14 protein-coding genes, 1 tRNA gene and 1 pseudogene are annotated in these 13969 nt (G+C 67.2%); 12 read left to right on the top strand and 4 right to left on the bottom strand.

Features of this window, described 5'->3' with window-relative positions; all coding sequences use genetic code 11:
* Positions 1-81: 81 nt before the first annotated feature.
* Together ACWEKS_RS22095 and ACWEKS_RS22090 are read left to right on the top strand one after the other, a co-directional pair.
* Complete coding sequence (locus tag ACWEKS_RS22095) at positions 82-1023, top strand: ABC transporter ATP-binding protein (protein ID WP_452341820.1); 942 nt, start codon at positions 82-84, stop codon at positions 1021-1023.
* 2 nt (positions 1024-1025) lie between these two features.
* Positions 1026-1769 (top strand): hypothetical protein, encoded by a 744-nt coding sequence (locus ACWEKS_RS22090; protein WP_452341819.1) that lies wholly within the window; start codon positions 1026-1028, stop codon positions 1767-1769.
* Between the two features lie 109 nt (positions 1770-1878).
* On the opposite strand, the gene ACWEKS_RS22085 is transcribed toward ACWEKS_RS22090, so the two are convergent.
* A complete protein-coding gene (locus ACWEKS_RS22085; protein ID WP_040813159.1) occupies positions 1879-2082 on the bottom strand; it encodes a cold-shock protein in 204 nt (67 codons plus the stop codon).
* A 394-nt stretch (positions 2083-2476) separates the two neighbouring features.
* On the opposite strand from ACWEKS_RS22085, the gene ACWEKS_RS22080 reads away from it, so the two are divergent.
* Entirely contained in the window at positions 2477-2911 is a 435-nt protein-coding gene (locus ACWEKS_RS22080; RefSeq protein ID WP_452341818.1) for a flavodoxin family protein, read from the top strand.
* A gap of 68 nt (positions 2912-2979) precedes the next feature.
* Here ACWEKS_RS22080 and ACWEKS_RS22075 read toward each other — a convergent pair whose 3' ends face one another.
* Positions 2980-3945 carry a hypothetical protein gene (locus tag ACWEKS_RS22075; RefSeq protein WP_452341817.1) on the bottom strand — a complete coding sequence of 322 codons (966 nt, stop codon included), beginning with the start codon at positions 3943-3945 and terminating at the stop codon, positions 2980-2982.
* 166 nt (positions 3946-4111) lie between these two features.
* Between ACWEKS_RS22075 and ACWEKS_RS22070 the strand changes: the two genes are divergently transcribed.
* The 6 genes from ACWEKS_RS22070 (at position 4112) to lysA (ending at position 10297) form a co-directional block, all read left to right on the top strand.
* Positions 4112-4690: a PadR family transcriptional regulator gene (locus ACWEKS_RS22070; RefSeq protein WP_452341816.1), complete on the top strand. Its 579-nt coding sequence runs from the start codon at positions 4112-4114 to the stop codon at positions 4688-4690.
* Positions 4687-6714, top strand: a complete 2028-nt coding sequence (locus ACWEKS_RS22065) for an oxidoreductase (RefSeq protein ID WP_452341815.1) — start codon at positions 4687-4689, stop codon at positions 6712-6714. The genes ACWEKS_RS22070 and ACWEKS_RS22065 overlap by 4 nt, the downstream gene beginning before the upstream one ends.
* Positions 6714-7304 carry a VOC family protein gene (locus ACWEKS_RS22060; RefSeq protein WP_452341814.1) on the top strand — a complete coding sequence of 197 codons (591 nt, stop codon included), beginning with the start codon at positions 6714-6716 and terminating at the stop codon, positions 7302-7304. Before ACWEKS_RS22065 ends, ACWEKS_RS22060 begins: the two co-directional genes overlap by 1 nt.
* A 131-nt stretch (positions 7305-7435) precedes the next feature.
* On the top strand, positions 7436-7858 hold the full coding sequence (locus tag ACWEKS_RS22055; protein WP_452341813.1) for a DUF4189 domain-containing protein: 423 nt from the start codon (positions 7436-7438) through the stop codon (positions 7856-7858).
* Between the two features lie 165 nt (positions 7859-8023).
* Positions 8024-8818: a mycolate reductase gene (gene cmrA / locus ACWEKS_RS22050; protein ID WP_354834405.1), complete on the top strand. Its 795-nt coding sequence runs from the start codon at positions 8024-8026 to the stop codon at positions 8816-8818.
* A gap of 132 nt (positions 8819-8950) precedes the next feature.
* Positions 8951-10297: a diaminopimelate decarboxylase gene (gene lysA, locus ACWEKS_RS22045; protein WP_452341812.1), complete on the top strand. Its 1347-nt coding sequence runs from the start codon at positions 8951-8953 to the stop codon at positions 10295-10297.
* A gap of 6 nt (positions 10298-10303) precedes the next feature.
* Here lysA and ACWEKS_RS22040 read toward each other — a convergent pair whose 3' ends face one another.
* Positions 10304-12040 (bottom strand): helicase HerA-like domain-containing protein, encoded by a 1737-nt coding sequence (locus ACWEKS_RS22040; protein ID WP_452341811.1) that lies wholly within the window; start codon positions 12038-12040, stop codon positions 10304-10306.
* 191 nt (positions 12041-12231) lie between these two features.
* On the opposite strand from ACWEKS_RS22040, the gene orn reads away from it, so the two are divergent.
* The 3 genes from orn (at position 12232) to ACWEKS_RS22025 (ending at position 13737) form a co-directional block, all read left to right on the top strand.
* Positions 12232-12855 (top strand): oligoribonuclease, encoded by a 624-nt coding sequence (orn, locus tag ACWEKS_RS22035; protein WP_452341810.1) that lies wholly within the window; start codon positions 12232-12234, stop codon positions 12853-12855.
* 66 nt (positions 12856-12921) lie between these two features.
* Positions 12922-12994: transfer RNA gene (locus ACWEKS_RS22030), tRNA-His, on the top strand.
* Positions 12995-13266: 272 nt separating this feature from the next.
* The gene (locus ACWEKS_RS22025; protein ID WP_452341809.1) at positions 13267-13737 is read left to right on the top strand and encodes an excisionase family DNA-binding protein; all 471 of its coding nucleotides are present in this window, start codon (positions 13267-13269) and stop codon (positions 13735-13737) included.
* A 114-nt stretch (positions 13738-13851) separates the two neighbouring features.
* On the opposite strand, the pseudogene ACWEKS_RS22020 reads toward ACWEKS_RS22025, so the two are convergent.
* Positions 13852-13969 (bottom strand): annotated as a pseudogene (locus ACWEKS_RS22020) (IS5 family transposase); the annotation flags it as partial.

Raw genomic sequence — 13969 nt, 5'->3', positions numbered from 1 at the left:
GCCTCGGCTCCCCCGAATTGGGGAGACGGTTCACCCGGCAGCGGGAGGACACGATCCCCATACGAAACCAGGCTGAGGTCCATGACCACCATCGACCTTCACGAGCTCACCAAGGACTACGGCCCGAAGCGGGCGCTGGACCGGGTCACCTGCTCGGTGCGGCCGGGCCGGGTCACCGGTTTCCTCGGTCCCAATGGCGCAGGCAAGTCCACCACGATGCGGCTCGTGCTCGGCCTGGATCGGCCGACCTCGGGCCGTGCGACAGTGGCCGGTCACCCATTCACCGCCGCGCGCCGGCCACAGCGTCTGATCGGCGCACTCCTCGACCCCTTCGCGATGCATTCGAGCCGGACCGCGTTCGCACACCTGTCGGCACTCGCCGCCGCGGAAAGGATTCCCCGGCGGCGCGTGGACGACGTGCTGGGAGCAGTCGGTCTCGAGACGGTGGCCGGCAAACGGATCAAGACATTCTCGCTGGGTATGCGTCAGCGGCTCGGGATCGCCGCCGCCCTGCTGGGCGATCCGCCGGTGCTGATGCTCGACGAGCCGTCCAACGGGCTCGACCCGGAGGGCATCATCTGGCTGCGCAGTACGCTGCGCAGCTTTGCCGACGAGGGCCGGACAGTGTTCGTCTCCAGCCATCTGATGAACGAAACCGCTTCCTTCGCAGACCATCTCGTGGTGCTGGGTCGGGGCAGGGTTCTCGCCGACACCGGCCTCGACAACTTCATCGATCGCCATGCCCGGCCGCGGGTCCGGATTCGTACCGACTCCCCCGAAATGTTGCGCACCGTGTTGACCGATGCGGGCTTCGATTCGGTCGCGGGCGATTCGGGGCGCTGGTATGTCGAGGGGACCCGGGTCGGCACCGTCGGTCCACTGCTCGTCCGAGCCGGCGTTCCGGTCCTCGAACTTGCCGACGAGTCGGGAACTTTGGAGCAGGCATATCTCGCTCTGACCACGGACGCCGCCGAGTTCGCGTCCGCCACTTCGACCCCGACGACACCGGAAAAGGTGATGTGACAATGTCTTTCACAGCAGTCCTGCGCTCCGAATGGATCAAGGCCCGATCGCTGCCGGTGCTGAGTGGCCTGGTCGCACTGATGTTCGCGGCCACCGTGGGATTTTCACTGACCGGGACCGTCAGCCTCGGCAGGCACGATGCGGGCAAACCGGGTTTCGATGCGCTGCTGATCTCGTTCTACGGAATCAATTTCGGTCAGCTCGCCGCTATCTGTGTCGGAGCCGTCTGTGCGGCAGCACAGTTCAGGAGCAACGGAGCGCGCATCTGGTTCGCGGCGGTACCGCGCCGGGGCCTGGTGTATTCGGCGAACCTCCTGGTGATCGGCGCCGGCACGCTACTGGCCGGTCTGCCGACCGCGGCGCTGTGTTTCTTCGTCGGGCAACCACTGCTGGGGGAGCAGCGGGTGCGGGCCGAGGATCCGGCGGCGTGGCGCGCGATCATCGGCTGCGCACTCTATCTCGCACTGATCGCCCTGTTCGCCGCCGGCCTGGCGACCGTATTCCGAAACGCCATGGCCGCCATGGGAATTCTCGTACCCGTGGTCCTGCTGCTGTCGTTCACTCTCGGCGACGTCACCCACGACGGCGGCCTCATCCAGTTTCTCCCCGACCGGGCGGGCAGACAGGCACTCGTCCACAACCCGTCGGGAACCCTCGGCCCCTGGACCGGCCTCGCCGTCACCGCCATCTGGGCGGCCGCTGCGATGTGGGCCGGATGGGAAAGCCTGCGCCGCAGAGATTTCTGACTTCGGCAAGTCTCCGGAACGGCTCCGGAAGCGCGCGAGCAACAACGCAACGCCTCCGAAAAGCACGAAACCCGCGCCGGTCGGCGCGGGTTAGGTGTTGTGTCGGCTCCTAGATGGCGCGGACGTTCTGCGCCTGCGGACCCTTCTGGCCCTGGCCGATCTCGAACTCGACTCGCTGGCCCTCGTCGAGGGACTTGAAACCGGAGCCGGCAATCTCGGAGTAGTGGACGAAAACGTCGGGACCGCCGCCGTCCTGCGCAATGAACCCGAAGCCCTTTTCGCCGTTAAACCACTTCACACTGCCTTGCGACATTCTTTTTAAATCTCCCTGTTGCGAGCCGAGCGATCACATCAACAACCCGTGCTCGCTACCAGCATGTCACACTCCCGCAAGCTGGTCAGCAACGCCCCGATCAGCTGCGTCTGGCGTGCCGACGACGACGGCCTCCGCACCCGGCACGGGAAGCAACATGACAGTGCACTCGACCTGCGGTCCGCTCCGAATTAGCATCCCGACATATATGAAATGCCATAGTTTCAAAGTGATCGACGGAACCATGACCACCGGAATTGGCCGTCGCCACACCGACACCGGTCCAAGAGTGCGAGCCCTATGACGTCCGACACAGCGCTTCGATGTCACGGTCGAGACTCGGGTGGTGTCTCCGGGCATGTCCGATCGATGCGGGTAGCGAAGGAGCGTTGTGATGAAGGCCCTGATCGTGTGTGTTTCGGTGTCACATGGCAATACGCGGCGGGTGGCGGAGGCCATGGGCGAGGTGCTGGAGGCCACGGTCCTGGAGCCCGAGCAGGTCGAGGTGAGCTCGCTCGGGGAGTACGACCTGGTGGGGTTCGGATCGGGGATCTTCAACCAGATGTTCCACCCCCGGCTGCGCGGGTTCGTGCGGTCGCTGCCGAAAGCAGAGCGCGGCAGGGCCTTCGTGTTCGCCACCAGTGGGTTTCCGCCGCAACTGTGGCCGATGGCACGGCTGGTCCGGCGCGCGGGGTTCGAGGTGGTCGATACCTTCTCGGTTCGCGCGTTCGACACCTGGGCACCGCTGCGAGTGGTGGGCGGCGTCAACAAGGGGCGGCCGGATGCCGGTGATCTCGAGGCGGCGCGGGTCTTCGCCGCCGGGCTGTGAGCACGACAACGCTGAACACGCGCGCCCGAGTGGCGCCGGATCTGGAGAGACCGGGCGCGCAGGAGTTTTCAGCTGACCGTGAAGGAGTAGGTGGGGGCAGTGCTCGCACCCTTGGTCGCGTCGTAGCCGACGACGTAGGAGCCGGTGGCCGGCGCGGGGACCACGAACACGACGACATTGTCGGCCTTGTCGATGGTTTGGTTGCGGTTGAGCAATTCGTCGATGGGGCCGCGGATATCGGCCACCACGTTCTGGCCGTCCGGCGTCTTGATGCTGAAGTACTCGTAGAAGACGTTCAGTCCGCCCGCGGCGATGCCGGAGCCGCCGACCAGCCTGATGTGCAGGGCGAGATCCATCTTGTTGCGCTCACCCTTGGTGTAGCTGGGTGTCAGTGTGCCGCCGGTGATTTCGACGGTGGTCTGGTCCTGCACCAGCTTGCCCGAGACGATCAGCGTCCCGGGAGCGACGCTGTCGGCCTTCGCGTCGGTCTTCAGTGGGATCAGGGTCTGATTGTCCGCGGAGGTGCCGTAGACGATGGTGATGGTGTCGAGCAGGTGCTCGGCATTGTCCAGCTTCTTCACCGAGGTGGTGACATCGCCTGCGGCCGAGCCCTTTCCGGGCACATCCGGATTGTCGAATCCGGCCCCGGCATCGAGTGCGCCGTCGATCTGCACGCCGGGAACGATGCTGAGCGTCTGGTCCTTCGTGGTGGTGTTCTTGTAGGTGATGTCCACCCGCACCTTCGCGCCGCCGAATTCGTCCGGCGTGACGGTGGCCTTGTCGACGGTGATCTCGAAGCCCTCGTACCAACCGGTCTTGCCGATAGTGCGCACGGTCGCCTGCGAGTTCGTGCCGCCGGGCTCGAGGGCGCCACCCGGAGCGGCAGTGTCATTCGGCTGCCCGGCGCCCTGTGCCGCGGCGCTCACCGAAGTCGGCGTGGCCCCGGTGGTGTCCTTGTCATTGCAGGCCGTCATCAGCACCGCGGATGTCGCGATGAGCACCGCGGCCCCCACCGTCGTGAATGCCGAACGCATGTTTCCTCCCCTGAGTCCACCCCCGCCCAGCACCCCGGGCGGGTGACTTGCTCTGAAATCCGGTTCGCTACCGGCCGCGTTAACCGACACACCGGCGAATCCGCACCACGCCGATACGTTATGCACTGAATTGCATAGTACGTCTCGTCTCAGTTACCCTGGCGGCATGGCCCTCGAACACGCGCTGCTGGTATCGCTGACCGAACGCGCCAGCTCGGGATACGACCTGGCGCGCCGTTTCGACAAATCCATCGGATTCTTCTGGAACGCTACCCACCAGCAGATCTATCGCGTGCTCAAGCGCATGGACGAGCAGGGCTGGGTCATCGCGGAAACCGTGCCCCAGGAGGGCCGCCCGGACAAGAAGGTCTACACCGTCTCCGACGCCGGCCGGGCCGAACTGATCCGCTGGATCGCCGAACCCGCCGATCTGGAACCCATGCGCAACGAACTCGGCGTGAAGCTGCGAGCCGCCTCCCTCGGCGATGTCGGTGCGCTCACCGCCGAGGTGCAGCGCCACCGCGACCAGCACGCGCACCGGCTCGACCTGTACCGCACCTTCGAGAAGAAGGACTACCCCGCGCCGGATCAGCTCACCGGCCCCAAGCTGCACCAGTACCTCGTCCTGCGCGGCGGCATCCGCGTCGAGGAGGGAATCGTCGACTGGTGCGAGGAAGTACTCGACGCCCTCGAGCGCGACTCAGCCCGGTCGCAGGCGTCCGAACCGAAAGGCACTCAGCGATGAGCGCGTACCCGCACCTGTTCGAACCCCTGGACCTGGGATTCACCACGCTGCGCAATCGCGTGGTCATGGGTTCCATGCACACCGGCCTCGAGGATCGGGCCTGGCACACCAACCGGCTGGCCGCCTACTTCGCCGAGCGGGCCAAAGGCGGTGTCGGGCTGATCATCACGGGCGGCTACGCCCCCAACCGCACCGGCTGGCTGCTGCCCTTCGGCGCCAAGCTGACCAACAAGACCGAGGCCTACCGGCACCGTGCCATCACCAGGGCGGTGCACGCCGAGGGCGGCAAGATCGCGCTGCAGATCCTGCACGCGGGCCGCTACTCCTACATGCCGACCAGCGTGTCCGCCTCCGCCATCAAGGCCCCCATCAACCCGTTCAAGCCCCGCGCGCTCTCGTCCAAGGGCGTCGAGGACACCATCGACGACTACGCGCGCTGCGCCTACCTGGCCAAGTTCGCCGGGTACGACGGCGTCGAAATCATGGGTGGTGAAGGCTATTTCATCAACCAGTTCCTGGCCGAGCGCACCAACAAGCGCAAGGACAAGTGGGGCGGTTCGCCGGAGAACCGCCGCCGCATCGCGGGCGAGATCGTGCGCCGGGTGCGCAAGGCGGTCGGGCCGGACTTCATCATCGTCTTCCGGCTGTCCATGGCCGACTTCGTGGAGAAGGGCCAGACCTGGGACGAAATCGCCGCCGTCGCACGGGATGTGGAAGCCGCCGGCGCCACCATCATCAATACCGACATCGGCTGGCACGAGGCCCGGGTGCCCACCATCGTCACCTCGGTGCCGCGTGCGGCGTTCGTGGAGTGGACCGCGAAGGTCAAGGACCTGGTGAGCATTCCGGTGTGCGCGTCCAACCGCATCAATATGCCGGAGACCGCCGAGGAGATCCTCATCCGCGGCGACTCCGACCTGGTATCGCTGGCCCGCCCGCTGCTCGCCGACCCGGACTGGGCGCGCAAGGCCCAGGACGCGCGGGGGGACGAGATCAATACCTGCATCGCCTGCAACCAGGCCTGCCTGGACCACGCCTTCCAGGCCAAAACCGTGTCCTGCCTGCTGAATCCGCGCGCCGGCCACGAGACCGAGCTGAAGCTGCTGCCCACCCGCCGGACCCGGAAGTTCGCCGTGGTGGGCGCGGGACCGGCCGGGCTCTCGGCCGCGGTCAGCCTGGCCCAGCGCGGGCATCACGTGGACCTGTTCGAGTCCGACGACAAGATCGGCGGGCAGTTCGACATCGCCCGCCGGATCCCGGGCAAGGAAGAGTTCAACGAGACCCTGCGCTACTACACCCGGCAGCTCGAAATCACCGGTGTGCGTGTGCATCTCGAGACCCGGGCCACCGCCGAGCAGCTCATCGCGGGCGGTTACGCCGAGGTCATCCTGGCCACCGGCGTGAAGCCGCGCATCCCCGATATCCCCGGCATCGACCACCCGAAGGTGCTCACCTACGCCGAGCTGGTGCGCGACGGCAAGCCGGTGGGCAAGAAGGTGGCCGTCATCGGCGCCGGCGGCATCGGCTTCGACGTGAGCGAATTCCTCACCGTCGAAGGACATCCCAGCCTCAAGCTCGACGAGTGGAAGGAAGAGTGGGGCGTCTCCGACGATCCCACCGTCCCCGGCTTCGTCACCACCCCCAGGCCCTCCCCCGCCGCCCGGGAAGTCGTACTGCTGCAGCGCAAGTCGTCCTCCTTCGGCAAGGGACTGGGCAAGACAACCGGCTGGGTGCACCGGGCCGCGGTCAAGGCCAAGGGCGTCGAGCAGATCGGCGGCGTCAACTACGAGCGCATCGACGACCGGGGCCTGCACATCAGCTTCGGCGAGAAGCGCCAGCGCCCGCAGATCATCGAATGCGACAACGTAATCCTGTGCGCGGGCCAGGAATCCGTGCGCGACCTGCACGAGCCGCTGCAGAACGCGGGCGTGAAGGTGCACCTCATCGGCGGCGCCGACCTGGCCGCCGAACTCGACGCCAAGCGTGCCATCAACCAGGGCACCCGGCTGGCGGCGGCCCTGTAATGCCGAACCTCACCCGCCTGGGACTGCCCGGAGACGAGCAGTCCTGGGCGGCACTGGGTTTCACCGTCAGCGGCGGCCGAGTGCAGATCGGCCGCGTCGCCTGCACCCTGGGCGAGCCCGCCTGGGGCTTCGACGAAACCCATGCCGCCCCCGAATCACTCGGCATCCCGTACCTGGAATCGACGACGCCCGAAGCTGATTCCATGCCGATGCATCCGAACGGCGTGATCACCGTCGATCACGTCGTCTACTGGGTGCCCGATCTGGACGACGCCGTCGCCGATCTGACCGCCGTCCTCGGCGTCCCGCCGCGCCGGCGCTTCTTCCCGCGCGGCCCGGAGGGACCTGAAATGGCCTTCTACCGGGTCGGCGAACCGTTCATCGAGGCCGTGTCCTCCGGCCGCGCGCCCGCCCTGACCGGCGTCGCCTTCCTGTCCCCCGACCTGGACGCCACCGTCGCCGCCGTCCGCGCCGCGGGCGGCCCGATCGGCGACCCCAAACCCGCCGTCCAGGGCGGCCGCATAGCCAGCGTCTGGCACGGTCACCTGAACTGGGGCATCGCCTTCATGGAGCCCAAGCCCCGCAATTGACCGGTCCCGACATTTCCGGCCGGAATCCGAAATGACCGATACACCAACCGATTCAGATGGTCGGGAATGTCGTACCACCCTGCCATGATCGCGGAGCACTTGCTTCAACGATCCTGGGGGAGAAATTCTCTATGCATCTGTCTCGTAAGGCCGCCGCCGGTGCGGCGGCCTCCGCCGCCGCCGCGCTGATGAGCACCGGCATGGGAACGGCGCACGCCGACTACGACTACTACGGCTCCTTCGCCGTCGCCGACCGGGGCGACCAGTGGTCCATCGGCTACGCCTACAACGCGCCCGACCAGGGCCGCGCCGACGCCGACGCCATGGACCAGTGCGGCTACTCCAACTGTGTGGTGGAGCTGCGCTGGAACAACGGCTGCGCCGCCCTCGTGGACCGCGACGGCCGCCTGTACACCGGCCTGGGCAACAACCTGGCCGCCGCCGAGCGCAATGCTCTCGCGGCCAGCGGCCCGGACCCGAACCCCCTGATGGTGAGCCTGGGCAGCGCGGATCCCTCCCAGGCCAGCGTCCTCATCTCGAAGTGCACCGCCTGATCTCGACGTGCACCGCCTGATCCGGGCAGGCACTTCCTGATCCGCCCGCCGGACACGCGCTGAACGGCGCGAACGCGGGCGTGCGGGTGGGGTGGTTTCCCTTTCGTGTACCCCACCCGCACGCCGAGCGCACCATCCGCGCGAACATCGGTAGGCTCGGGTCCCGTGAGCCTGCCTGTACCCACCGCCGACAATCGTGCCGTCGTCACCGGAGCCTCCTCCGGGATCGGCACCGCCCTCGCCGAAGAGCTTGCCTCGCGGGGCTACTCGCTGATCCTCGTCGCCCGCCGCGGCGACCTGCTGGCCGAGCTGGCACAGCGGCTGACCGAGCGGTACGGCATCACCGCCGAGGTGCGCGCGGTGGACCTGTCCGACCGCGATCAGCGCGCGCCGCTGGCCAAGGAGCTGGCCGCGCGGGACATCGCCATCCTCTGCAACAACGCCGGTGTCTCCACCTTCGGCCCGCTGGCCAAGCTGGACCTGGACTACGAGCGCGACATCATGGAACTGAATGCCGTTGCCGTGCACGATCTCACGCTGGCCGTGCTGCCGGGCATGCTGGAGCGCCGGGCGGGCGGCATCCTCGTCACCGGCTCGGCGGCGGGCAATATGCCGATTCCGAACAACACCACCTACTCCGCGAGCAAGGCGTTCGTGAACACCTTCTCCGAGTCGCTACGCGGTGAGCTCAAGGGCACCGGCATCAATGTCACCCTGCTGGCTCCCGGCCCGGTCCGTACCGACAACCCGGACCAGGAGGAGATGGGCAACAAGATCCCGGAGTTCATCTGGGTCACCGCCGCCCACACCGCCAAGATCACCATCGACGCGCTCGCCCGCAACAAGATGCGCGTGGTCCCGGGCCTGATCAGCAAGGGTATGAGCCTGGCCGGGCAGTTCGGCCCGCGCTCGATCACCTCGGTGGTGGCCGGCGCCGCCTACAAGAAGCTCGGCAGCTGATCAGCAAACCGTCAAGATCGGCGGGACGCTCGTAAAGGGGACGTTGCCGGACATTCCGGACCGCGGAATCCGGCGTAGTCCTGGTGTCGGCCCCGCATGAGAGAAAGCGGGGAGCTCTCACCAGGAGACGTCTTGACGCTGCTCGAGATCTTCCCGTCGCTGCGTGACGGGGGCATGGTTCCCCGGCTCGATCCGGCGGTCTGGCCACGCGAAACCCACTACGACGCCGACGGGCGCATCACCGTCGGCGGCGTGGCGCTGGCCGACATCGCCGATCAATACGGCACGCCGACGTATGTGCTCGACGAGGGCGAGGTGCGCACCCGCTGTCAGGCCTACCGCACCCGGTTCCCCGACGCCGAGATCATCTATGCGGGCAAGGCACTGCTCACCCGCGCGGTGGCCGAATGGATCACCGACGAGGGACTGTCGCTGGACGTGTGCTCGGCCGGGGAACTGGCGGTGGCACTGTCCAGCTGGGCCGATCCGGAGCGGATCGTGCTGCACGGCAACGGGAAACCCTTCGCCGAACTGGAGACGGCGGTGAACTGCCGGGTCGGGCGCATCGTGATCGACTCGCTCACCGAGATCACGCTGCTCTCGGCGCTGGCCGAGCGGCCGCAGCGGGTGCTGCTGCGCGTCACCCCCGATATCGACATCGACGGACATCCGGCGGTCCGCACCGGCGTCACCGATCAGAAGTTCGGTTTCCCGATCGGCGGGCGGGCGGTGCTGGAAGCGGTGGATCGCATTGTGCGGCAACCGAATCTGACCCTGGCCGGGCTGCACTGCCATATCGGGTCGCAGATCTACAACACCTTCCCCTACGGCGAGGCGGTGCGGCGCATGATCGCCGAGATGGCCCGCATCCGCGACGAATTCGGCGTCACCCTGACCGACCTGGACCTCGGCGGCGGGCACGCGGTCGCCTACCGCAGCGGCGACGCCGAGATGAACCTGACCGAACTGGCCGACATCATCGAGGATTCGCTGGACGCCGCCTGCGCCCGGCACGGCTTCCCGCGGCCCCGCATCGCTCTCGAACCCGGCCGCGCCATCGTGGCACGGGCGGGCGTCACGCTGTACCGCGTGCTGTCGGTCAAACACGTCGAGCACGGCCACACCTATGTGACCGTGGACGGCGGTATGAGCGACAACCCGCGGGTCGCCCTCTACGGCGCGCGCTACGACGCCGTGGTTGCCAACCGGCATCCCACCGGCCCGCACATGAGCGCCACCATCGCCGGACGCTACTGCGAGGCGGGCGACATCCTGGCCCGCGACGTCCGGCTGCCGGCCGACCTGCGGCCCGGCGAGGTGCTGGCCATGCCCTGCACCGGGGCGTACCACCACAGCCTGGCCTCGTCCTACAACGGCGTCGGCCGCCCGCCGATCGTCGCGGTCCGCGACGGCGGGTGCCGGGAGCTGGTCCGGCGCGAAACCATCGACGATCTGCTCAGCCGCGATATCGGGCGCTGAGCCGAGCTACCGCTTCCGGGTGCCGAAGATGCTGCGGCTGATCTCGCGCCCGGCGACGGTGGCCGCCGATCGCAGGAAGTTCTTGAAGGCGGGATTCTTGACGATCTTCTCGGCCATCGAATCCTCCTGCGGGGCGGGCCTGGCCGCGCGCGAGCCCTTGGCCGCCGCCTCGTCGGCCTGCCGCTGCGCGGTCGCCTGAATCTTCGCGGTCAGGATCTCATAGGCCGATTCCGCGTCGATGGTGGTCCCGTACTTGCCGTACAGCGTGGACTGCTGTGCGCGGGAACGGATTCCGTCGTCCCCGATGGTGTCCATGAGCGAGCGCGGCGGCTGCATGCGCGCCCAGGCGACCGGGGTGGGCGCGCCCTTCTCCGACAACACCGTCACCACGGCCTCACCGATACCCAGTGAGGTGAGCGCCTTTTCGAGATCATAGGTGGCGGTCTTGGGATAGGTGCGCACCGTCTTCGACAGTGCCGCTTGATCTTCCGGCGTGAATGCGCGCAGCGCGTGCTGGATGCGCGCACCCAGCTGGGAGAGCACCGGATTCGGGATGTCGGTGGGCAGCTGGGTGCAGAAGAAGACGCCGACGCCCTTGGAGCGGATCAGCTTGACCGTCTGCTCGACCTGGTTCAGGAACGCCTTGGAGGCGTCGTTGAACAGCAGGTGCGCCTCGTCGAAGATGAACACCAGCTTGGGCTTGTCCATATCGCCGACCTCGGGCAGGGTCTGGAACAGGTTGGCCAGCACCCACATCAGGAAGGTCGAGAACATCTGCGGCCGCGCGGCCTGCGCGCCCAGCTCGAACAGGGTGATGACGCCCTGCCCGCCCGCGGTGCGCATGAGATCGGCGGGCTCGAGCTCGGGCTCGCCGAAGAAGGTGTCACCGCCGTCGGCCTCCAGATTCACCAGTGCGCGCAGGATCACACCCGCGGTCTGCGCGGAGACCCCGCCGATGCCCTTGAGATCTTCCTTACCCTCCGGGCTGGTGAGGTATTGGATGACCGCGCGCAGATCCTTCAGATCCAGCAGCGCCAAGCCGTTCTGGTCGGCCCAGTGGAAGATCAGGCCGAGGGTGGATTCCTGGGTTTCGTTGAGCCCCAGCGCCTTACTGAGCAGGATCGGGCCGAACGAGGTGATGGTGGCGCGGATCGGCACGCCGATCCCCCCGGTGCCGAGGGAGACGAACTCACACGGGAAGCCCTGCGGCCTCCAGTCCGGATCGCCGGTCTCCCGGGCGCGGGCCAGCAGCTTGTCGTTCGCCTGCCCCGGCTGCGCCAGACCCGACAGGTCGCCCTTGATATCGGCCAGCACCACCGGCACGCCGGCCGTCGAGAGCTGCTCGGCGATGCCCTGTACGGTCTTGGTCTTACCGGTACCGGTGGCGCCCGCGACCAGGCCGTGGCGGTTCATGGTCTTCATCGGAATCCGCACCCGTGCATCGGGATGCACGGTGTCGCCGACGACCACGGTGCCCAGCTCCAGCGCCAGGCCCTCCATGGCGTATCCCGCCGCGATCTCGCGTGCGGCGGCCTCGTCCTGGGCGGCCTGATCAGATTCCGCGGCAGCGGTTTTCGTCATGCCGTTGCCCCCAGGAGCCGTCTCAGCGGCCTTGGCCGCCGCCTCCTGATCGGCGGCTTCCTTTTCCGCGGCCTCGGCGGCGGCCGCCGCCTCCGCCGCGATCCGCGCCGCCGCCTCCGCCGCCTTCCGTGCCGCCGCTGCCTTCTCCTGCGGGGTGGTCATCGCGCATCCTCCGTCTGCTCTGCCAACTGCGACTGCCCTGTGAACTACTGCCCGGGGAACTGCCCAACCAACATGCCGACCGCTCGTTATGCGGGACTGATGTGAACGATACTGCCCGGTCGGGCGGCCGAGCGGGCTCGACGCGGCCGGGCCTCCGGGTCGCGGAACGCCGAAGCGTTAGTGTTTGGCGGGTGGACAAGTACGTGGTGTGGATGGACTGCGAGATGACCGGCCTACAGCTCGACAGCGACAAGCTGATCGAGGTGGCCGCACTCGTGACCGACAGTGACCTCAATATCCTCGGCGAGGGCGTGGACATCGTGATCCACGCCGACGACGACGCGCTGGCCGCCATGCCGCCGGTGGTGGCCGAGATGCACGCCCGCTCCGGGCTCACCGAGGAGGTCCGCCGCTCCACCGTCTCCGTCGCCGAGGCCGAGCAGCAGATCCTCGACTACATCAAGCAGTACGTCCCCACCGCGCGCACGGTCCCGCTGGCCGGCAACTCCATCGCCACCGACCGCGGCTTCATCGCCCGCGACATGCCGGCCCTCGACACCCACCTGCACTACCGCATGATCGACGTCAGCTCCATCAAGGAACTGACCCGCCGCTGGTACCCGCGCATCTACTTCGGCCAGCCCGAGAAGGGCCTCGCCCACCGCGCCCTCGCCGACATCAAGGAATCCATCCGCGAGCTCGAGTACTACCGCCGCACCGCCTTCGTCCCCGCCCCCGGCCCCTCCACCGCCGAGATCGCCGCCGTCGCCGCCGAACTCTCCACCCCCGCCGAACCCCCCGCAAACCCATCCTGAACAGCCGATTAGGTACTCACCGCGCGGACCGGTTAAGCTCTACCGCGCCGGAAGTTACCGGCAATGGTGGCTGTAGTTCAGCTGGTAGAGCACCAGGTTGTGATCCTGGGTGTCGCGGGTTCGAGTCCCGTCAGCCACCCTCATCGGCCCAGGTCAGAGAATTCTTTCTGACCTGGGCCGAACTCTTTACTCGAGTATTTCCCAACTTCTCACCAGGCTCCGAACGCAGTTCTGTCAACGTCGCTCCAACGGGCGGCCGGTCGAAGTCGTTCGGGCGCTTCGCATTCCAGCTCGCAAAGATCGAGCCGATGCGTCCATGGGTAGTCGAAACCATCCACCCGGACCAAGCAACTCCTTTCGAATTATTCGAAAGATCGGCATAATGGAGGCCGACCGCAGGAGGCCGACAGGATGACCGAGACACTGAACGAGCGCACGCTGCTGCCGGAGCATCCGGATCAGATCGCGGAGCTGCGCAGATTCCTGGACACGTCTCCCTCGGTCGAGGCGGCGATCCTACGCTCCTCGGAAGGCGCGGTCGTGGCCCTACCGAGAGAGGTATTCGAGGCATTGCGCCTGGTAGCCCACGCGCTGTCCGAGGGCAAGGCCGTGACCGTCGCACCGCTGCACACCACGCTGACCACACAGGAGGCGGCCGAATTGCTGGGCATGAGCAGGCCGACGTTCGTGAAGCTGCTGGACTCCGGTGCGATTCCGTTCACCCGGCCGGGTCGGCATCGCAGAGTACGTCTCACCGATGTCCTGGCGTTCCGCGAATACAGACGTGCCGAGCGCGCGGCGGGACTGTCCGAGATCACCAGGATCTCCGAGGATCTAGGACTGTACGACGAGACTCCCCCGGAGCCACTGAAACGGCACTGAGCCATGCAGCGAGTCTTCCTCGACACCTGTGTCCTGTATCCGGCGCATCTGCGCGACACGGTACTGCGCCTAGGTTCTGTCTCGAAGTTTTGAGGGCGGGCCTGTGGCTCGCCCTCAACTGTGTCGCAGCCACTGGTTGATGACAGCGATATGGATCGTGGCCTGGTATCGGACGGCGAGTTTGTCGAAGCGAGTGGCCACGGCCCGATGCTGTTTGAGCTGGTTGATGCCC

The organism is Nocardia sp. NPDC004711, assembly GCF_053601595.1.
The sequence above is the reverse complement of the archived record's forward strand: the minus strand, read 5'-3'. Positions and strand labels throughout refer to the sequence as shown.

Coding starts and splice junctions, on each gene's coding strand:
- ACWEKS_RS22095 (WP_452341820.1), top strand. CDS start 82: ATGACCACCATCGACCTTCACGAGCTCACCAAGGACTACGGCCCGAAG.
- ACWEKS_RS22090 (WP_452341819.1), top strand. CDS start 1,026: ATGTCTTTCACAGCAGTCCTGCGCTCCGAATGGATCAAGGCCCGATCG.
- ACWEKS_RS22085 (WP_040813159.1), bottom strand. CDS start 2,082: ATGTCGCAAGGCAGTGTGAAGTGGTTTAACGGCGAAAAGGGCTTCGGG.
- ACWEKS_RS22080 (WP_452341818.1), top strand. CDS start 2,477: ATGAAGGCCCTGATCGTGTGTGTTTCGGTGTCACATGGCAATACGCGG.
- ACWEKS_RS22075 (WP_452341817.1), bottom strand. CDS start 3,945: ATGCGTTCGGCATTCACGACGGTGGGGGCCGCGGTGCTCATCGCGACA.
- ACWEKS_RS22070 (WP_452341816.1), top strand. CDS start 4,112: ATGGCCCTCGAACACGCGCTGCTGGTATCGCTGACCGAACGCGCCAGC.
- ACWEKS_RS22065 (WP_452341815.1), top strand. CDS start 4,687: ATGAGCGCGTACCCGCACCTGTTCGAACCCCTGGACCTGGGATTCACC.
- ACWEKS_RS22060 (WP_452341814.1), top strand. CDS start 6,714: ATGCCGAACCTCACCCGCCTGGGACTGCCCGGAGACGAGCAGTCCTGG.
- ACWEKS_RS22055 (WP_452341813.1), top strand. CDS start 7,436: ATGCATCTGTCTCGTAAGGCCGCCGCCGGTGCGGCGGCCTCCGCCGCC.
- ACWEKS_RS22040 (WP_452341811.1), bottom strand. CDS start 12,040: ATGACCACCCCGCAGGAGAAGGCAGCGGCGGCACGGAAGGCGGCGGAG.
- ACWEKS_RS22025 (WP_452341809.1), top strand. CDS start 13,267: ATGACCGAGACACTGAACGAGCGCACGCTGCTGCCGGAGCATCCGGAT.